We start from the raw sequence: 16,610 nt of genomic DNA on the forward strand, positions 1-16,610 counted from the left end.
CGGCCACGGCCACCGGAACGGCCACGCCGCTGGCGGCCATCGCCACGACGCGGGCGCGGCGGCGTACCGGGCCGGTGGTCTTGAGCGCCAGGAAGACGGCGCCGTGCAGGGCGCACACCGCCAGCGTGAACGCGCCTCCCAGCAGGGCGGCGGGCACGCTGTCGAACACCAGGTCGGCGAAGACCGCCCCCCACAGGAACGCCGGGAGCGCGCTGCCCACCACGATGCCCAGGTCGCACCAGCGCGGGTCGTTCACCTTGCCGCGCCACTCCAGGCCGACGCCGCGCACGATCAGGCCGACCAGGACGAGCGTCACCGGCAGGTAGAACGAGCTGAACACGCCCGCGTACCAGGCGGGGAACGCGGCGAACATGGCGCCGACGGCGGTGATCAGCCACACCTCGTTGCCGTCCCACACCGGGCCGATGGTCTGCAGGCTCTGCCGCTGCTCGCCGGGATTGCGGCTGACCAGCGGAGCCAGCATGCCGACGCCGAAGTCGAAGCCCTCCAGCACGAAGTAGCCCGTCCAGAGGAAGGCGATGATGACGAACCACAACTCGATCATTGTCTGCTCCCTCAGTACATCAGCGACGGCTCACGCCGCTCGGCGGCGGCGGGGGTGGGCGCCTGCTCCTCGACGCCCTTGCGGACATGCCTGGTCAGCAGGACGACCTCGGCCACGGCGAGCGCGCCGTACAGGAGTGTGAAGATCGTCAGGGACGTGGCCACCTCGGCCAGGCTCACCCCCGGCGACACGCTGGAGGCGGTGAGCAGCTCGCCCGCGACCGTCCACGGCTGGCGGCCGATCTCGCTCAGCAGCCACCCGGCGATCACCGAGAGCAGCGGCAGCGGCACCGCCAGGAGCATCGCCCGCGACAGCCATCTCGGGAACTCACGCCTGCGCCGGGTCAGCCAGAGGCCCAGCACCGACAGGCCCACCGTGGCCATCCCGAACCCCATCATCACCCGGAACGACCAGAACACGACCGGCTCGTTCGGCCGGTAGTCGCCCGGGCCGAACTGCTGCTCGAAGCGGCGCTGCAGGTCCTCGGTGCCCTGGACGGTGGCGTTCGGGTCGTGGGCGGACAGGAAGCTGAGGACCTTGGGGATCTCGACGCCCGGGACGAGGGAGAACGCCGCGCCGGCCGTGTCGCGCTCCAGGCCCTCGGCGGAGGCCAGCTTCATGGGCTGCTGCTCGTACATCAGCCTGGCCGACATGTCGCCGGTGCCCGCGACGACGGCGCCCGCGAGGGCCGTCATGACGAGGGCGGCGCGGGCCGCGCTGCGCCACATCGGGGCGCGCGTCCTGAGCAGCCAGTAGCCGCTCACGGCCAGGACGAAGCCGCCCGCCACGATGAACGCCGCCCCGATCACGTGGGGCACCTGGGCCACCGCCGTGGAGTTGGTCAGCACGGCCCACAGGTCGGTCATCCTGGCCCTGCCGTCCACGACCTCGTAGCCGACGGGGTGCTTCATCCAGGCGTTGGCCGCGAGGATGAAATACGCCGACAAGTTGGACCCGATGGCGGCCGCCCAGATGCACGCCAGGTGCGCCTTCTTCGGCAGCCGGTCCCATCCGAAGATCCACAGCCCCAGGAACGTGGACTCCATGAAGAAGGCCAGCAGCGCCTCCATGGCCAGCGGCGCCCCGAAGACGTCGCCGACGAACGTGGAGTATTCACTCCAGTTCATCCCGAACTGGAACTCCTGCACGATGCCGGTGACCACGCCCATGGCGAAGTTGATCAGGAACAGCTTCCCGAAGAACTTCGTGAGCTTCAGGTAGTGCTCTTTCCCTGTCCGGTGCCAGGCCGTCTGCAGGCCCGCCACGAAGATCCCCAGACCGATGGTCAAGGGCACGAACAGAAAGTGGTACACGGTGGTCACCCCGAACTGCCACCGTGCCAGGTCAAGTGCGTCCATCTCCCCGCCGACTCCCTGAGCTCTACAGCGTGTAGTTTATCTACTTGAAGTAGTACTACAGCTTGTAGAGCAACGCGATGCGAGCTTGGTCACATCGCTCCCCGTTGGTTGTTGCCGCATCGAGGATCCCGTGCGGGCGGGCCCCGGCGCGTCCGCCGCCGGGGTGATTCAGGGGTACGCCTACCGGTCGACAGCCATGGCGGCCAGGTACGCCTGGAGGTTGCCCAGCTCGAATCCGCGGCGCTTGATCTTGTTGACCAGGATGCGGAAGTCCCCGGCCAGGTTGGGGCGGAAGTGGAGGAGCAGGATGTCGCCCGGGCGCAGGCGCTTGTCGGGAACCTGGTAGGCGATCTTGCCGCCCGGCTGGACGGTGGCCGTCCAGAGGAGGACCGCCTCGATGCCGCAGCTCTTGGCGGCCCTGAGCGTGTCGGTGTTGTAGTTGCCGAACGGGGGCCTGAACAGCGTGGGCCTGGTGCCCAGCTCCTTCCTGATGACCTGGGAGGAGCCGCAGATCTCGCGGCGCTGGGCGTCCCGGGAGAGCAGGCGGAGGTTGGGGTGGGTGAGGGTGTGGTTCTCGATGGCGACGTCGGCGTTGCGGAGCTGTCGGAAATATCCCCATTTACCGGCACCTACGTATTTCCCTGGGCCGCCGGCCGGGTCCGGGGTGCCCTTGGCCTCCACGGCGTCGCGCATGGCGAAGGCGGTGATGGGGATGTGCTGGTCGCGTACCTGCTCGACGAAGCCCGGATCCTGCTCCCAGCCGTCGTCGATGGTCAGGAAGACGACCTTGCGCCTGGTGGGGATCGAGCTGATCACGGGCGGCAGGTCGCCGGCGCGTTCGACCGGGCGCACCTCGCCCGTGCGCGGCTGCATGCCGGGCGGGCCGTGCCGGGTGGCCTTGGGCCGTGCGGACGGGGAACTCGGCGCGGAGGCGGTGCCGGGCCGGCGGACGCTCGCGGTCTCGGCGGGGGTGCACGCGGCGACGAGGGCCAGCACGCAGGCGACGGCGGCCGGACGGGGCATGATCTTCAACGCGCGCATGGGGCCCCATCTTGCCAGGCATGATCCTCAAGTCTTGTCTTCCTCTGGCAGGTGTTGCCCTTATCCACCTGGTCCCGGCTGCTTAGAGTGGCGACATGAAGGTGGCGGGTACTGCCGTGATCGGCGTTCAGAGGGATCGGGTGTGGGCTGCGCTCCAGGATCCGGCGGTGCTGGCGAGCACCATTCCGGGATGCGAGTGCCTTGAGGAGACCGGGCCGGACACGTACCGGATGACCGTGAACGCGGGCGTCGCGTCCATCAAGGGCGTCTATCAGGGAGAGGTGTCGCTCACCGACCCCCTGGCGCCCGAGAGCTTCACGCTCAAGGCGCGCGGGCAGGGGGCGCCCGGGACGGTGGACGCCACCGTCGTGGTGCGGCTGAGCGAGGTCGAGGACGGGACCCGGGTCGACTACGACGCCGACGCGGTGATCGGCGGGATGATCGGCGGGGTCGGGCAGCGCATGCTGGGGTCGGTGGCCAAGCGGACGGCGGGGGAGTTCTTCGCGGCCGTCGAGGATCACCTGTGCGCGGCGGCCGTCCCCGCCGGCGCGCCGCAGGTGCCCGCCGAGGCGGAAGCGGTGAGCCCGGCGCGCGGCGCCGTGTACGCGCGGGCCCCCAGACCGCACACGCAGACGCGGCCGTGGGTGATGCTGGCGTCGTTCGGGATGGGGGCGGGCATCGCGCTCACGGGCGTCGCGGTGGGCTGGCTCATCGGACGGGCCTCCCGGCGCCCATGAGGGCTCTCGCGGAAAAGGATCTCCAGGCGTAGCGTGGCTGGTATGCGGCAGGCACACGCGGAAGACGCACGAACCGAAGCCAGGAGAGTCGTTCGCAACCTGCTGGGCGACGAGCGCCCCACAGCCGAGACCTTGATCGTCGACGTGCGCCCGGTGCTCGGGGACGAGCGGACCGAGCGGACGCTGGAGCTCGCGCTCGGAGCCTCGCTCACCCGGCGCTCGGCCGAGCTGGCCGCCATCGCCGCGCTGCTCGTGGGCACCCGCGAGCTGGGCGAGGAGTGGTGGATCCGGCCCAGGGGCGGCAAGCTGCCGGCCCCCGACGAGGTGGTGCGCACGGCGGTCGCGATCGAGCCCTGGACCGATCTGACCGCGCTGGAGATGCTGGCCGCCTGGATCTCCGACGACGCCGCCGACCAGCTGTGGGGCTGGCCCGTCGCCGAGGTCGATCTCAACTCGTGGCATGCCGAGGACCGCTTCCGGCTGCCGCCCGGGGTGAAGCCGGGGCAGCGGCTGGTCGTTCACTTCGACGCCGGCGGGCGGCTCGACGCGGTCGTCACCCGCAGGCCCGACGAGGATCTCGGGTCCAACCTCGACTTCCACTCCCTGCGTTACTCCCGGCCCGCCGAGGCGCAGTGGAGCTGGGGGGTGGCGGCCGGGCTGGGGCCGCACCGGCTGCCCGGCGAGGACCCCGACCCGTACGCCCGCGAGGTCCCGGCCGCCGCCGGGGGAGTCCTGCGGGCCTGGGCGGTGCGGCACGGCGCCACCCGGGAGCAGCTCGGCGAGCGGTGGCAGACGGTCGGCGACGTGGTGGCCGCCATCGAACGCGTGGACTGGATGTGGCGGAGCGGGGAGTGGTTCGGGTGGTGGCGGGGCGCCTCGGCGCTCGTGGACGACTCGGCGTACCTTCCCTACCGCCTGGAGGAGCTGGCCGCCGGATAGCCGCCCCGGGGAAAGGGTTGTGTGACAATCGAGGCGTGTCGCGACGTCGCCTCGGTTATCTGCTCAAGCACGCCAACCTGCGCCTGGGGGAGCTGACGGGGCCGGCGCTGGAGCCGTACGAGATCGACGGGCGGGAGTTCGGGGTCATGTCGGTGCTCCGCACGCCGGAGCCGCTCTCCCAGCTGGAGGCCGCCCAGCGGCTGGGCATCGACCGGACGACGATGGTCGCGCTGCTGGACGGCCTGGAGCGCAAGAAGCTCGTCGGGCGCCGGCCGCATCCCGCCGACCGGCGCAAGAACATGGTGGAGCTGACCGGCCACGGGCGCGAGGTCCTGGAGGCGGCCACCCGCGCCGTGGGTGTGGCGGAGGAGGAGTTCCTGGCCGGTCTGCCGGAGGAGGATCGGCGGCTGTTCAGAGACCTGCTGGACCGCCTGGTGTGAGGACGCCCTGGCCCTGGCCCTGGCCCTGGGCTTGGCCCTCGCCCTCGCCGAGCCGGCCGGAGCGGTGGTGGCGGCGGCAGAGCACCTGGTAGCGCACCGGCGAGGCGTCGGTGTCGCCGATCACGACCTGCTCGCCCGTACGCGCCATGACCCCGCCCACGACCCTGGCGTTGAGCTGCCCGGGACGGCCGCACCAGCACAGCACCTCGACCTGCAGCCGGCACACCTCGTCCGCCAGCTCGAACAGCCGCTGCGCCGCCGGGAACATCACCGAGCGGAAGTCCGAGGCCAGCCCGAACGCGTAGACGTCCACGCAGTGCTCGTCCACCAGGTCCGCGAGCTGCTCGATCTGCGGGACGGTGTAGAAGCAGGCCTCGTCGCAGATGAGGAAGTCGATGCGGTCGTGGGAGGTGACCAATTCCACGATGTCGAGGGAGTCCTCCACCTCGATGGCCTCCAGGCCGAGGCCGATCCGGCTGGTGATCTTGGGGCCGCCGGAGCGGTCGTGCTTGGTCAGCACCAGACCACGCCTACCCTGACGTCCGTGGTTGTAATTCATCTGGAGTGCCAACGTGGACTTCCCGCAGTCCATGGGGCCGAAGTAAAACTTGAGCACGGCATCCCGGGCGCCAGACGGCACGGCAGACAAGGCAGACAGTTCAGTCACGGGGGGCCAGCTTAGTGGCTTGGCTTGTTCCATGACCTCGTGGGACATTTCTCCTCTGGAGTTCGCAGGAGGAACAGTGGTCACCGAGCTGAGGAGCCATGCGTAGCGTGCGTATCGGAGTGGACACCGGAGGAACCTTCACCGACGTGGTCGCGGTGGACGAGGAGACCGGTGAGATCCTCACGACCAAGACCCCGTCGACGCCCGCCGACCCGGCGGACGGGTTCGTCGCGGGCATCGAGAAGCTCGGCGCCCTCGACGTCGGGTCGATCGTCCACGGCACCACGGTGGCCACGAACCGACTGCTCGAGGACCGGATCTCCAACCTCGGGTTCATCACGACCGAGGGCTTCGAGTACGTCCTGGAGATCGCCAGGCAGAGCGTGCCCGACGGCTACGGCAACTCCTACTTCTGGGTCAAACCGCCCAGGATCGTTCCCGTGCATCTGGTGAAGACCGTCGGGGGGCGGCTCGATCACCTGGGGCAGGAGGTGTGGCCGTTCTCGGAGGAGCAGGCCGTGGAGGCGGCCCGCTGGTTCCGGGCCAAGGGGATCAACGCGATCGGCGTCTGCTTCCTGCACTCCTACGCCAACCCCGAGCACGAGCGCCGCATGCGCGAGGTGCTCTGGCGCGAGCACCCGGAGGCGGTGATCTCGCTGTCGAGCGACGTGCTGCGCGAGTACCGCGAGTACGAGCGCTCGGTCACCACGCTGGTGGACGCCGCCGTCAAGCCCGCCATGCGCGGCTACCTCGCGAGCCTGTCCAACCGGCTCGGCAAGCCGTTCTCCGTCATGAAGTCCAACGGCGGCATCCTGTCGGCCCGCGAGGTCGTCAACCAGCCGATCACCACCGTCCTGTCGGGCCCGGCGGCGGGCGCGCTCGGCGCGGCGCTCATCGCCTCCACGGCGGGGCACCCGTCGGTGATCACGCTGGACGGCGGCGGCACCTCGACCGACGTGGCCGTGGTGATCGACGGCGAGCCCTCGATCACCACCGAGGGCTCCGTGGGCCGCTACCCGTGCAAGATCCCGATGATCGACATCATCACCGTCGGCGCGGGCGGCGGCTCGATCGCGTGGATCTCGCCCGAGGGCACGCTCAAGGTCGGCCCCAGGTCCGCGGGCGCCGACCCCGGCCCCATCTGCTACGGCAGGGGCGGGACGGAGGTGACGGTCACCGACGCGCACGTGTTCCTCGGCCGGATCCCGCCCCACCTGCTCGGCGGCGAGATCCCGCTGGACGCCGACGCCGCGCGCGGCGGCATCGAGGCGCTGGCCGACAAGCTGGGCCTCACCCCCGAGCGCACCGCGACGGGCATCCTGGAGATCAGCGCGTTCAACCAGAGCAACGCGATCAGGCAGCTCACCGTCAAGCGCGGGCTGGACGTGCGTGACTTCCCGCTGGTGACGTTCGGCGGGTCCGGGCCGCTGCTGGCGTGCCGGCTGATCGACATCCTCGGGCTGCCGGCCGTGATCGTCCCGCGCGACCCCGGGAACGTTTCAGCGTTCGGCTTGCTGACGGTGGACGTCAAGAACGACTACGTCCGTACGTACGTCACCCGCGACCTCTCGCTCGGCAAGGCCGTCGAGATCTTCCACGACCTGGAGCATCAGGCGGGCGAGGCGCTCGACCGCGAGGGCTTCGACGACCCGGTCTACCTGCGCAGCGCCGACCTGCGCTACTACGGCCAGGCGTACGAGGTGCGGGTGCCGGCCCCGGCGGGCGAGATCGACGAGGACTGGCAGGCCGAGGTGGTCGACCGCTTCCACGCGGCCCACGAGAAGCTGTACGGGTACGCGTACCGGGACGACCCCCGCCACGGCGTCGAATGGGTGAACCTGCGCGTCTCCGGCATCGGCCCCATCACCCGCCCGGCCATCCGCCGCCTGGACAAGGCCGGCGAGGGCGCCACCTCGGTGCGTCCCGTGCATTTCGACGAGACCCGCGACACCGCGATCCACCAGCGCTCCGCGCTCGGCCCCGGCGCCACGGTCACCGGGCCGGCCGTGATCGAGGAGTACGGCTCGACGATCCCGATCCACCCAGGCTTCACCGCGAAGGTGGACGAGTACGGAAATGTGGAGGTCCGCCGTGACTGATCCGATCTTGGTGGAGATCGTCGAGGGCACGCTGGCGTCCGTCGAGAAGGAGGTCGAGACGGCCATCGCCCGTACGGCCCGCTCGCCGATGATCCGCGACGCGCACGACTTCCGCGCGGGCATCCACGACGTACGGCTGCGCAAGCTCACCGGCCGCTCCTACAGCGCGCTCGTCCAGCCGGTGGTGCGCGACTTCCCGGTCGAGACGATGAAGCCCGGCGACGTGTACTTCCACAACGACGTCTACCTCTCCGAGGGCGGCATCGGCCACCTGCCCGACCTGTGCGTGACCGTGCCCGTCTTCCACGAGGGCGCCGTCGTGGCGTTCGTGCAGGCGTTCGGCCACCATGACGACATCGGCGGGTCCGTGCCGGGCTCCATGCCCTCGCACGCCCGGTCGGTGTTCGAAGAGGGCCTGATGGTGCCGCCGATCAAGCTGTGGGACCAGGGCGTGCCGAACGAGGCCGCGCTGCGCATCATGACCCGCAACTCCCGCATTCCCGACTCGCTGGCCGGCGACCTCGACGCCGAGTGCTCGGCCTGCCTGATGGGGGCGCGGCGGCTGGGCGAGCTGTTCGACCGGTACGGCAGGCAGGCCGTCGAGGAGTGCTTCGACGCGATCATCTCCAAGACCACCGAGACGTTCCGCAGGGAGCTGCTGGCCAAGATCCCCGAGGGGACGTACGTGTGGGAGGACTACGCCGAGCACGACGGCGTGGACGAGCCCCGCCTGCACGCCCAGCGCATCACGCTCACGGTCGACCACGGCGCCGACTCTCCGCTCACGATCGACTTCACCGGCACGTCGCCGCAGGCCAAGGGGCCGATCAACCACGCGGGCGACTACGCCGACGGCGTGTTCCTGAAGAAGTGGCTGGCCCCGGTGCTGCGCAACCTGGCCGACACGCCCGAGCGGATGGCCGAGCTGGACGTCAACGAGGGTGTCGTGCCCCTCATCAAGATGATCTTCCCGGAGAAGGGCACCCTGCTCACCCCGGTCTTCCCGGCCCCCACGAACGCCCGCACGTTCGTCATCCTGCGCCTGCTCGGCGTGCTCGCCGGCGTGCTGGCCAAGGCCACGAACGGCCGCATGCCCGCCGACCAGGAGACCATCCGCTACACCGGCGTGTACGGCACGGACGCCGCCGACCAGCCGTACCTGATGCGCGAGGTCCTGGGCGGCGGCTCGGGCGGGCGCTGGTACGCCGACGGCGAGGACACCATCCACGTGGTGCCCGACTCGCGCAACATCCCGGTGGAGTTCGCCGAGGCGCGCTGGCCGTTCCGGGTGGAGCGGCTGGCGCTGGCCTGCGACTCCGGCGGGCCCGGCATGTTCAGGGGCGGGCTGGGCTACGACAAGCACATCAGGATGCTCAGGGACGCCTCCTACATGTCGATCGCCGACCGCTCGATCCTGTCCTGCTGGGGCGTCAACGGCGGCCTCGCGGGGCGGCCGTTCCGGGTGGAGATCGCGGGCAAGGAGATGGAGGGCCTGGTCGACGACCATCCGGTGCAGGCCGGTGAGCTGATCCGCATCCGTACGACCGGGGGCGGCGGCTGGGGCTCCCCGTACGACCGCGACCCCCGGGCGGTGGCCGCCGACGTGCGGGACGGGAAGGTGTCGATCGCGGGCGCGCTGGGCGACTACGGCGTGGTGCTCGACGGTGACCGCATCGACGAGCAGGGCACCGCCGAGCTCCGCGCCCGCCTGCGTCCTCCGGGCGACCGCTTCTTCGACCGTGGGCCCGGGTACGCGAAGCTGTCGGGCGGACGCGCGTACGCCGAGGTGGACGAGCTTTAGGGAGATACCGTCGTGCGCATTGTCCTGGCCGGGCTGGCCACCAGCCATCCGTACACCGACGCCCACACCCTGGCCCGCCACGCGGAGCTGGTGGTGTGGGAGCAGGACCCCGAGCGGCTGCGGCGCTTCACCGGCCAGCACCCGACCGCGAAGGTGGCCGGCAGCCTCGGCGAGGCGCTGGCCACCGGGCCCGACGGCGTGGTGCTGACCGTGCCCAACCCGCAGGTGCCCGAGGCGCTGGCGCGGGTCCTGGAGACCGGCGCCCCCTGTTTCGTGAACAAGCCGGCCGCCGCCAGCCGGGTCCAGCTCGACGCGCTCGACCGGCTGGCGATCGGCGACCGGGTGCTGTCGAGCTCGGTGCTGAGGTTCGCGCCCGCGTTCGCCGGGGTCCGGGTCGATCCCGGCGAGGTGCTGGCCGTGCGGGCCACCGTACGGCACGACGTGGGGTTGTGGGCCGACGGCTACAACGCCTGGCAGGACACGCCCGGCGAGGGCGGCGGGACCATGGTGACCATGGGCATCCACGGCGTCGAGCTGCTGGTCGCCCTGCTGGGGCCGGACGTGCGGCTGGTGGGCGCCGCCGGGGCCAAGCGGCACTACCAGGGCCTGCGCTCAGAGGACACCGGCGTGATGGCGCTGCGGTGGGGGAGCGGCGTCACGGGGACGGTGGAGATCCTCGGCGTCTCCGAGGGTGAGGCCTACACCGTCACCGTGCACAGGCGCGACGGCTCCGAGTCGATCGTGATCGAGAGCGGCGACGACCCGGTCAAGGGGCTCGGGTACGAGGGGACCATCGACGCGTTCCTCTCCATGGTGCGCGGCGCGCCCAGCCCGGTGCCGTGGGAGCAGACCAGGGCGATCCTCGATGTGCTGGTCACAGCCCGTGAGGTCGCCTGACCCAGTTGTGCGTACCCGTTGACAGCCGAAGTCTGCGACAGTTACGGTCTGGACCGTAAATAACAGACGGAGGAGATACCCGCGTGCGCACGACAGCGGAACTCGAGGAGCGCCTGGCCCGGCCCGGCGCCGGGCTGGTGGACGATCTCAGCGGGCTCGACGGCGACATCCTGATCCTGGGCGCCGGCGGCAAGCTGGGGCCGAGCCTGGTACGGCTGGCCCTCAACGCCACGAACGGGGACCGGCGGATCATCGCGGTCTCGCGCTTCTCCGAGCCAGGGCTCGCCGAGTCGCTGGCCGAGGACGGCGCGACCGTGGTGTCCGCCGACGTGGCCGACGAGCAGGCGCTGCGCGACCTGCCCGACGCGCCGAACGTGGTCTTCCTGGTCGGCGCCAAGTTCGGCACGCAGGGGCGCGAGCACGCCACCTGGTTCACCAACGCGTACCTGCCCGGGAGGGTCGCCGACCGCTTCCGGCACAGCCGGATCGCCGCCCTGTCCACCGGGAACGTCTACCCGCTCGTCCCCGTCACCGGCGGCGGCAGCACGGAGGACTCCCCGACGGGGCCCGTGGGCGACTACGCCATGAGCTGCCTGGGGCGCGAGCGGGTGCTGACGCACTTCTCCGAGACGTACGGCACGCCGCTGTCGCTCGTCCGCCTCAACTACGCGGTCGAGCTGCGCTACGGCGTGCTCATCGACCTGGCGCAGAAGATCCTCGCCGGGGAGCCCGTCGACCTGTCGACCGGCCAGGTGAACGTGGTCTGGCAGGGCTACGCGAACGAGGTCACGCTCCGGTCGCTGGCCCTGGCCTCCGCGCCGCCGTACGTCCTCAACGTGACCGGGCCCGAGCTGCTCTCCGTGCGGCGGATCGCCCTGGACCTCGGCGCGGCGCTGGGCAAGGAGCCCGTGTTCACCGGGGAGGAGGCGCCGACCGCGCTGCTGTCGAACGCGGGGCGCTGCCACCGCCTGTTCGGCTACCCCGAGCTCACGCCGGCCGAGCTGATCGAGCACACGGCGCGATGGGTGGCCGACGGCGGGCCGCTGCTCGGCAAACCCACCAAGTTCGAACGCCGTGACGGCCGGTTCTGACCGGCTCCGGCACCCTGCCCGCCACCCTGCCCGCCACTCTGCTCGCCACTCTGCTCGCCCACACCGACAAACACCAAGGGGGACCTCACGTGCTCAGCACGGCTCCACAGGCGCAGACGTCCGTTCGTGACCTGTTCAGGCGCGGCCTGGTGATCCCGGCGCACCCGCTCGCGCTCACCGAGGACAGGAAGCTGGACGAGCGCCGCCAGCGGGCGCTGACCCGCTACTACGTCGAGGCGGGCGCGGGCGGGCTGGCGGTGGGCGTGCACACGACGCAGTTCGCCATCCACGGCACCGGCCTGCTGCCGCCCGTGCTCGAACTGGCGGCCCGCACCGCCAAGGAGGTCGAGCGCGAGGTGGTGCTGGTGGCCGGGGCGACCGGGCCCACCGCCCAGGCGGTGGCCGAGGCGGAGCTGGCCAGGTCGCTCGGCTACCACATGGTGCTGCTGAGCCCCTACCGGGAGCTCGACGAGAACGCGCTCATCGAGCGGGCCAGGGCCGTGGGCGAGGTGCTGCCGGTGATCGGCTTCTACCTGCAGCCCGCGGTGGGCGGGCGCACCCTGTCCCGTGACTTCTGGACGCGGCTGGCCGCCGTGGAGTCCGTCGTCGGCATCAAGGTCGCGCCCTTCGACCGCTATCGCACGCTGGACGTGCTGCACGGCGTCGTACGGGCGGGGCGGGCCGGCGAGGTGGCGCTCTACACGGGCAACGACGACCACATCCTGGCCGACCTCATCACCTCGCACCGGGTGGTCGTGGACGGGCGCGAGGTGGAGGTCGAGTTCGTCGGCGGGCTGCTCGGGCAGTGGGCCGTGTGGGTGCGGCGGGCGGTGGAACTGCTGGAGGAGGCCAAGCTCGCCCGGGGCGGTGACGACGCGGTCGTACGGCGGCTGCTCACACTGGACGGGCACCTGACGGATGCCAACGCGGCCATCTTCGACTCGGCCAACGGGTTCCATGGGTGCATTCCGGGCATCCACGAGGTGCTGCGGCGGCAGGGGCTCCTGGCGGGGCGGTGGTGCCTGGACCCGGCGGAGGAGCTTTCGCCGGGGCAGCTCGCGGAGATCGATCGGATCTGGGGCGCGTACCCGTGGCTCCGGGACGACGACTTCGTCTCGGCCGGGCTCGACCGCTGGCTCTCCTGACCCCCATGCCCCTCCTCCCCACCACCCCCACACCCACCACCCCTGCGCCCGGGGTGCGGGGGTCAGAGGGTCAGGCGGTAGAGGGTCAGGGGGCGGCCGCTGGTGCCGCTGGTGAGGTTGCCGGTGCGCTCCGCCAGGCCCGCGAGCTCCAGCCGATGAAGCATGCGCCGGGCCGTGCGCTGCTGGACGGCCAGCCGTTCGGCGATCTCCCGGGTCGTCAGCGGCTCGTCCCCCGCCGCCGCCCGGGCCTCCAGGAGCTTCTCCAGCGTGGGCACCGACAGGCCGACGCGGCGGGCGATGACCGACAGGTTCTGCGCCCCCGTGGGCGCCGGGGTGACCGACTCCAGGACGATGTCCGTGTCCGCCCGCAGCGACAGGACCGCGGCCACCTCGCCGATCCGGCGGGCCCTGGCCAGGGCGCGGCGGGCCAGGCTCTCGGCCTCCGCCGCGCTGCGGCCCAGGCCGAAGCCGACGCGTACGACGTCGTTCTGGCCGGCCAGCCGCGCCAGCATGGGCAGCCCGGTGAAGCCGCCCGTGGCGTCGTGGAGCGGGCCGCGGGTCGTCACCAGCAGGTGCGTGCCGCCGCGGAAGGCCGCCAGGGTGCCGCCGAGCGCCGTGGCCTCGCGCAGCAGGCCCTCCTCGTTGGCCACCTCGACGAGCCCGATCGCGATCTGGGCGTCCTCCTGCGCCTGGCCCTCGGCGGTCAGCATGAGCTGGCGCAGCGCCACCCGTACCGAATGGACGGAGGGCACCAGGCGCAGCACGGGGCGCTCGTCGCGCAGGGCCTCGTGCACGGAGCTCAGGCAGGTGATCACCGCGTGCGCGGGCCCCTTCCGGTGGAAGGTGACGGCCTTCCTGGAGGTCATCTCCGGCCGGTACGGCAGCGTGCGCAGATCGGCGGTGGGCAGCCCGGCCTCGGCGAACGTGGTCTGGACGTCGGCGGCCGACAGCGTGTCGATCGACAGCCGGGTGATGTCCTGGCCCTCGTGCTGGAGGCGTACGAGGGCGCTGAGCAGCGTCGCGCCCGAGTAGTCGACGAACGCCGCCGGGCGGGTGAGCGCGTCGGCGTCACGCGAGAGCATGTAGGGCACTATGCCGGTGAACAGCCACCCCTCCACGGAGGAGGCGTGCGCCTCGACGATCGCGGGCGCCTGAGACTCGTGGTCGTAGTCGAGGCGCAGCGTGCTGACGCCCGGCTGCTCCTCGCAGACGGCCGCGACGTCGTCGACCAGGTCGTGCGGGCCGACGACCCCGATGACGATTCCCACCCACGCCTCCCTCTCGCTATTTTCGGTCAAGACCGCAATCATATCTTGTGAGGTGCCCGGTGAAGTTCCCGTCCATGGCAGAAGCGGACGGCCGTACGCTCGGCGACGAGGAGGTGGCCGCCGCCGAGCGGGTGATCCGCTCGGGCATGCTCAACTCCGTCTGGGGGACCGAGGCGCGGGCGCTGGAGCGTGAGATCGCCCGAGTCTACGGCTCCCGTCACGCGATCACCTGCAGCTCCGGCACCGCGGCCCTCCACCTTTCGGTCGTCGCGGCCGCGCCGGACCCCGGAGACGAGATCATCACGACCCCGATCACGGATTTCGGGACCGTGGCCCCCATCTTGGCGCAGAACGCCGTCCCTGTCTTCGCCGATGTGGATCCCTCCGACGGCAATCTCGATCCGGACGCGGTGGCCGCGCTCATCGGCCCCCGTACGCGGGCGATCATGGCGGTCCACCTGTTCGGCGCGCCGGCCAGGGTCGGCGAGCTGCGCGCGCTCGCCGACGAGCACGGCCTGACGCTGATCGAGGACTGCGCGCAGGCCTGGCTGACCGAGCTGCCCGGCGGCGGGCTCGCGGGCACGGCGGGCCAGGTCGGCTGCCTCAGCCTGCAGCAGTGGAAGCACATCACCTGCGGCGACGGAGGGGTGGCGATCACCGACGACGACGAGCTGGCCAGGCGGATGCGGCTGTTCTCGGACAAGGGCTGGGACCGCGCGGCCGGCCGGTCGCACGCCGCGTTCGGGATCAACTACCGCATGACCGAGCTCCAGGCCGCCGTGGCACGCGCTCAGCTCGCGAAACTCCCCGGCGTGGTCGCGGCCCGCCGCCGCACCGCCGGACGGCTCCTGGACGCGCTGAAAGGCCTCCCAGGGCTACGCCTGCCGCGTCCGGACGGCCACGCCTGGTGGTTGTTCCCGATCGTGTGCCCGGACGGCGACGCGCCCGAGCTGGCCGCCCACCTGGCCGCGGCCGGGATCCCGGCGCGGGCCGGCTACCTCGCCGAGCCGCTGAACAGGGCGCCCGTGTGGGACGCCGCCATCTACGGCTCCTCCCGTTACCCGCTCGAGGACTACCGGCCCAACCCCTGCCCACAGGCGGAGCTCATGGTGGACCGTACGCTGCTGGTCGTCGACTGGAACGAGGCCTACACCCCCGAGCACGTCGAGCTGATCGCCCAGGAAATCACGAAATTTCGGGCTCGACCGTAGTTACGTTCATGTATCAGGGATTGACCCCGTCAAGACACGCTCATTAGGTTTCGGTCAGGACCGGTATTAGTGAAAGGAAGCCGCCGATGAAGAAGGCAGCGGCAGTCGGCCTCGCGGCCGCCCTGAGCCTCGCGGCCGCCGGGTGCGGATCCAGCAGCGGCTCGGACAAGAGCACCGTGACCCTGTGGATGTATCCCGTCATCGGAGACCAGGCCAAGGCCCAGGCGTTCTGGGGCAAGGTGGAGAAGGACTTCGAGACCGCCAACCCCACGATCGACATCAAGATCGACCAGCAGCCCTGGGAGGGCCGCCAGGAGAAGGTCACCACCGCACTGGTCTCGAAGAAGGGCTTCGACCTGGTGGTGCTCGGTCCCGACCAGATCCCCCAGTACGCCCAGCAGGGCACGGTCGAGGCGGTGGACGACATCGTCGCCCCGGCCAAGTCCTCCTACCTGCCCAACTCCCTGGCCGCCCTCACCGTCAACGGCAAGCTGTACGGCGTGCCGATCTACCAGACGATCACCGCGCCCATCTACAACAAGAAGCTGTTCGCCGACGCGGGCGTCGAGAAGGTGCCGGAGACGCTGGCGGAGCTGAAGGAGGCCGCGCCCAAGCTGGCCGCCAAGAAGGTCGCCGTACTGGACTACCCGGGCAAGCCCGACGTCAGCCTCAACCAGAGCTTCTACCCGATCCTGTGGGCCAACGGCGGCACGGTCTTCTCCGCCGACGGCAAGAGCGTCGCCTTCAACGGCCAGGAGGGCGTGGCCAGCCTGCAGTTCCTGCTCGACCTGAAGGCCGTGGGCGGCCTGCCGGAGAACACCGCGAGCAAGGCCAACGACATCGAGGGCGGCCCGCTGGCCGCCGGCAAGACCGCCATGTACCACGCGGCCACCGCGGGCATGGCCGACCAGCTCGGCACCGCCATCGGCGCCGACAACGTCGGCATCGGCCTGCCGCTCGAAGGGACCAAGCGGGTCGCGTTCGGCATCCCCGGCGCACTGGTGCTGGCCAAGCACTCCGAGAGCAAGGACGCCGCCAAGAAGTTCGCCACCTACCTGGCCTCGCCCGAGGTGTCCGGCGCGCTGGCCAAGGAGTCGGGCTTCTTCCCGGCTCGCACGGACGTGACCGTGCCCGACCAGTCGGCGGCCTCCAAGGAGTTCGCCAAGTCCCTGCAGTACGCCTTCCCCGGCGACACCCACCCCAAGGCCCGCCAGGTCATGGGCGTGCTCGCGCCGCACATCCAGGCGGCGCTGCTCGGCAAGGAGGACGCCAAGACCGCGCTCGACGCGGCCGCCAAGGAGGCCGACCAGCTGCTCGGCACCGGCTGAGCCCCCGCACACCGCCAGAAAGG

15 protein-coding genes are annotated in these 16,610 nt (G+C 71.2%); 10 read left to right on the top strand and 5 right to left on the bottom strand.

Features of this window, described 5'->3' with window-relative positions; translation table 11 throughout:
- From cydB to ACWDX9_RS27150, 3 genes are all read right to left on the bottom strand, one after another.
- Positions 1-565 (bottom strand): cytochrome d ubiquinol oxidase subunit II (gene cydB / locus ACWDX9_RS27140; RefSeq protein ID WP_449958694.1); only part of this gene is annotated, 565 nt, incomplete at its 3' end.
- 11 nt (positions 566-576) lie between these two features.
- Positions 577-1,923, bottom strand: coding sequence for a cytochrome ubiquinol oxidase subunit I (locus ACWDX9_RS27145; protein WP_364239431.1), 1,347 nt, complete (start codon positions 1,921-1,923; stop codon positions 577-579).
- 180 nt (positions 1,924-2,103) lie between these two features.
- Positions 2,104-2,964, bottom strand: coding sequence for a polysaccharide deacetylase family protein (locus ACWDX9_RS27150; protein ID WP_449958698.1), 861 nt, complete (start codon positions 2,962-2,964; stop codon positions 2,104-2,106).
- Positions 2,965-3,080: 116 nt separating this feature from the next.
- Between ACWDX9_RS27150 and ACWDX9_RS27155 the strand changes: the two genes are divergently transcribed.
- The 3 genes from ACWDX9_RS27155 to ACWDX9_RS27165 are packed head-to-tail and all read left to right on the top strand — an operon-like array spanning position 3,081 to position 5,080.
- The gene (locus ACWDX9_RS27155; protein WP_449958700.1) at positions 3,081-3,701 is read left to right on the top strand and encodes an SRPBCC family protein; all 621 of its coding nucleotides are present in this window, start codon (positions 3,081-3,083) and stop codon (positions 3,699-3,701) included.
- Between the two features lie 42 nt (positions 3,702-3,743).
- Positions 3,744-4,640, top strand: coding sequence for a hypothetical protein (locus ACWDX9_RS27160; RefSeq protein ID WP_449958702.1), 897 nt, complete (start codon positions 3,744-3,746; stop codon positions 4,638-4,640).
- Positions 4,641-4,675: 35 nt separating this feature from the next.
- A complete protein-coding gene (locus ACWDX9_RS27165; RefSeq protein ID WP_363965691.1) occupies positions 4,676-5,080 on the top strand; it encodes a MarR family winged helix-turn-helix transcriptional regulator in 405 nt (134 codons plus the stop codon).
- Here the strand turns inward: ACWDX9_RS27165 and ACWDX9_RS27170 are convergent.
- Positions 5,052-5,795, bottom strand: coding sequence for a thymidine kinase (locus ACWDX9_RS27170; RefSeq protein WP_449958704.1), 744 nt, complete (start codon positions 5,793-5,795; stop codon positions 5,052-5,054). The genes ACWDX9_RS27165 and ACWDX9_RS27170 overlap by 29 nt on opposite strands.
- Positions 5,796-5,845: 50 nt before the next feature.
- Here ACWDX9_RS27170 and ACWDX9_RS27175 point away from each other — a divergent pair, with 50 nt between their 5' ends.
- The 5 genes from ACWDX9_RS27175 to ACWDX9_RS27195 all read left to right on the top strand — a co-directional run bounded on the left by ACWDX9_RS27175 (position 5,846) and on the right by ACWDX9_RS27195 (position 12,780).
- Positions 5,846-7,846, top strand: a complete 2,001-nt coding sequence (locus tag ACWDX9_RS27175) for a hydantoinase/oxoprolinase family protein (protein ID WP_449958706.1) — start codon at positions 5,846-5,848, stop codon at positions 7,844-7,846.
- Entirely contained in the window at positions 7,839-9,647 is a 1,809-nt protein-coding gene (locus ACWDX9_RS27180; protein ID WP_449958708.1) for a hydantoinase B/oxoprolinase family protein, read from the top strand. Before ACWDX9_RS27175 ends, ACWDX9_RS27180 begins: the two co-directional genes overlap by 8 nt.
- Positions 9,648-9,659: 12 nt before the next feature.
- On the top strand, positions 9,660-10,544 hold the full coding sequence (locus ACWDX9_RS27185; protein ID WP_449958711.1) for a Gfo/Idh/MocA family protein: 885 nt from the start codon (positions 9,660-9,662) through the stop codon (positions 10,542-10,544).
- 83 nt (positions 10,545-10,627) lie between these two features.
- Positions 10,628-11,635 carry an NAD-dependent epimerase/dehydratase family protein gene (locus tag ACWDX9_RS27190; protein ID WP_364239419.1) on the top strand — a complete coding sequence of 336 codons (1,008 nt, stop codon included), beginning with the start codon at positions 10,628-10,630 and terminating at the stop codon, positions 11,633-11,635.
- 89 nt (positions 11,636-11,724) lie between these two features.
- Positions 11,725-12,780 carry a dihydrodipicolinate synthase family protein gene (locus ACWDX9_RS27195; RefSeq protein ID WP_350722569.1) on the top strand — a complete coding sequence of 352 codons (1,056 nt, stop codon included), beginning with the start codon at positions 11,725-11,727 and terminating at the stop codon, positions 12,778-12,780.
- A 62-nt stretch (positions 12,781-12,842) separates the two neighbouring features.
- On the opposite strand, the gene ACWDX9_RS27200 is transcribed toward ACWDX9_RS27195, so the two are convergent.
- Positions 12,843-14,048: a hypothetical protein gene (locus ACWDX9_RS27200; protein WP_449958714.1), complete on the bottom strand. Its 1,206-nt coding sequence runs from the start codon at positions 14,046-14,048 to the stop codon at positions 12,843-12,845.
- A 74-nt stretch (positions 14,049-14,122) separates the two neighbouring features.
- Here ACWDX9_RS27200 and ACWDX9_RS27205 point away from each other — a divergent pair, with 74 nt between their 5' ends.
- Positions 14,123-15,259: a DegT/DnrJ/EryC1/StrS family aminotransferase gene (locus tag ACWDX9_RS27205; RefSeq protein WP_449958716.1), complete on the top strand. Its 1,137-nt coding sequence runs from the start codon at positions 14,123-14,125 to the stop codon at positions 15,257-15,259.
- A gap of 86 nt (positions 15,260-15,345) precedes the next feature.
- Positions 15,346-16,587 carry an extracellular solute-binding protein gene (locus tag ACWDX9_RS27210; protein WP_449958719.1) on the top strand — a complete coding sequence of 414 codons (1,242 nt, stop codon included), beginning with the start codon at positions 15,346-15,348 and terminating at the stop codon, positions 16,585-16,587.
- Positions 16,588-16,610 lie beyond the last annotated feature (23 nt).

The organism is Nonomuraea sp. NPDC003201 (genome assembly GCF_053590415.1).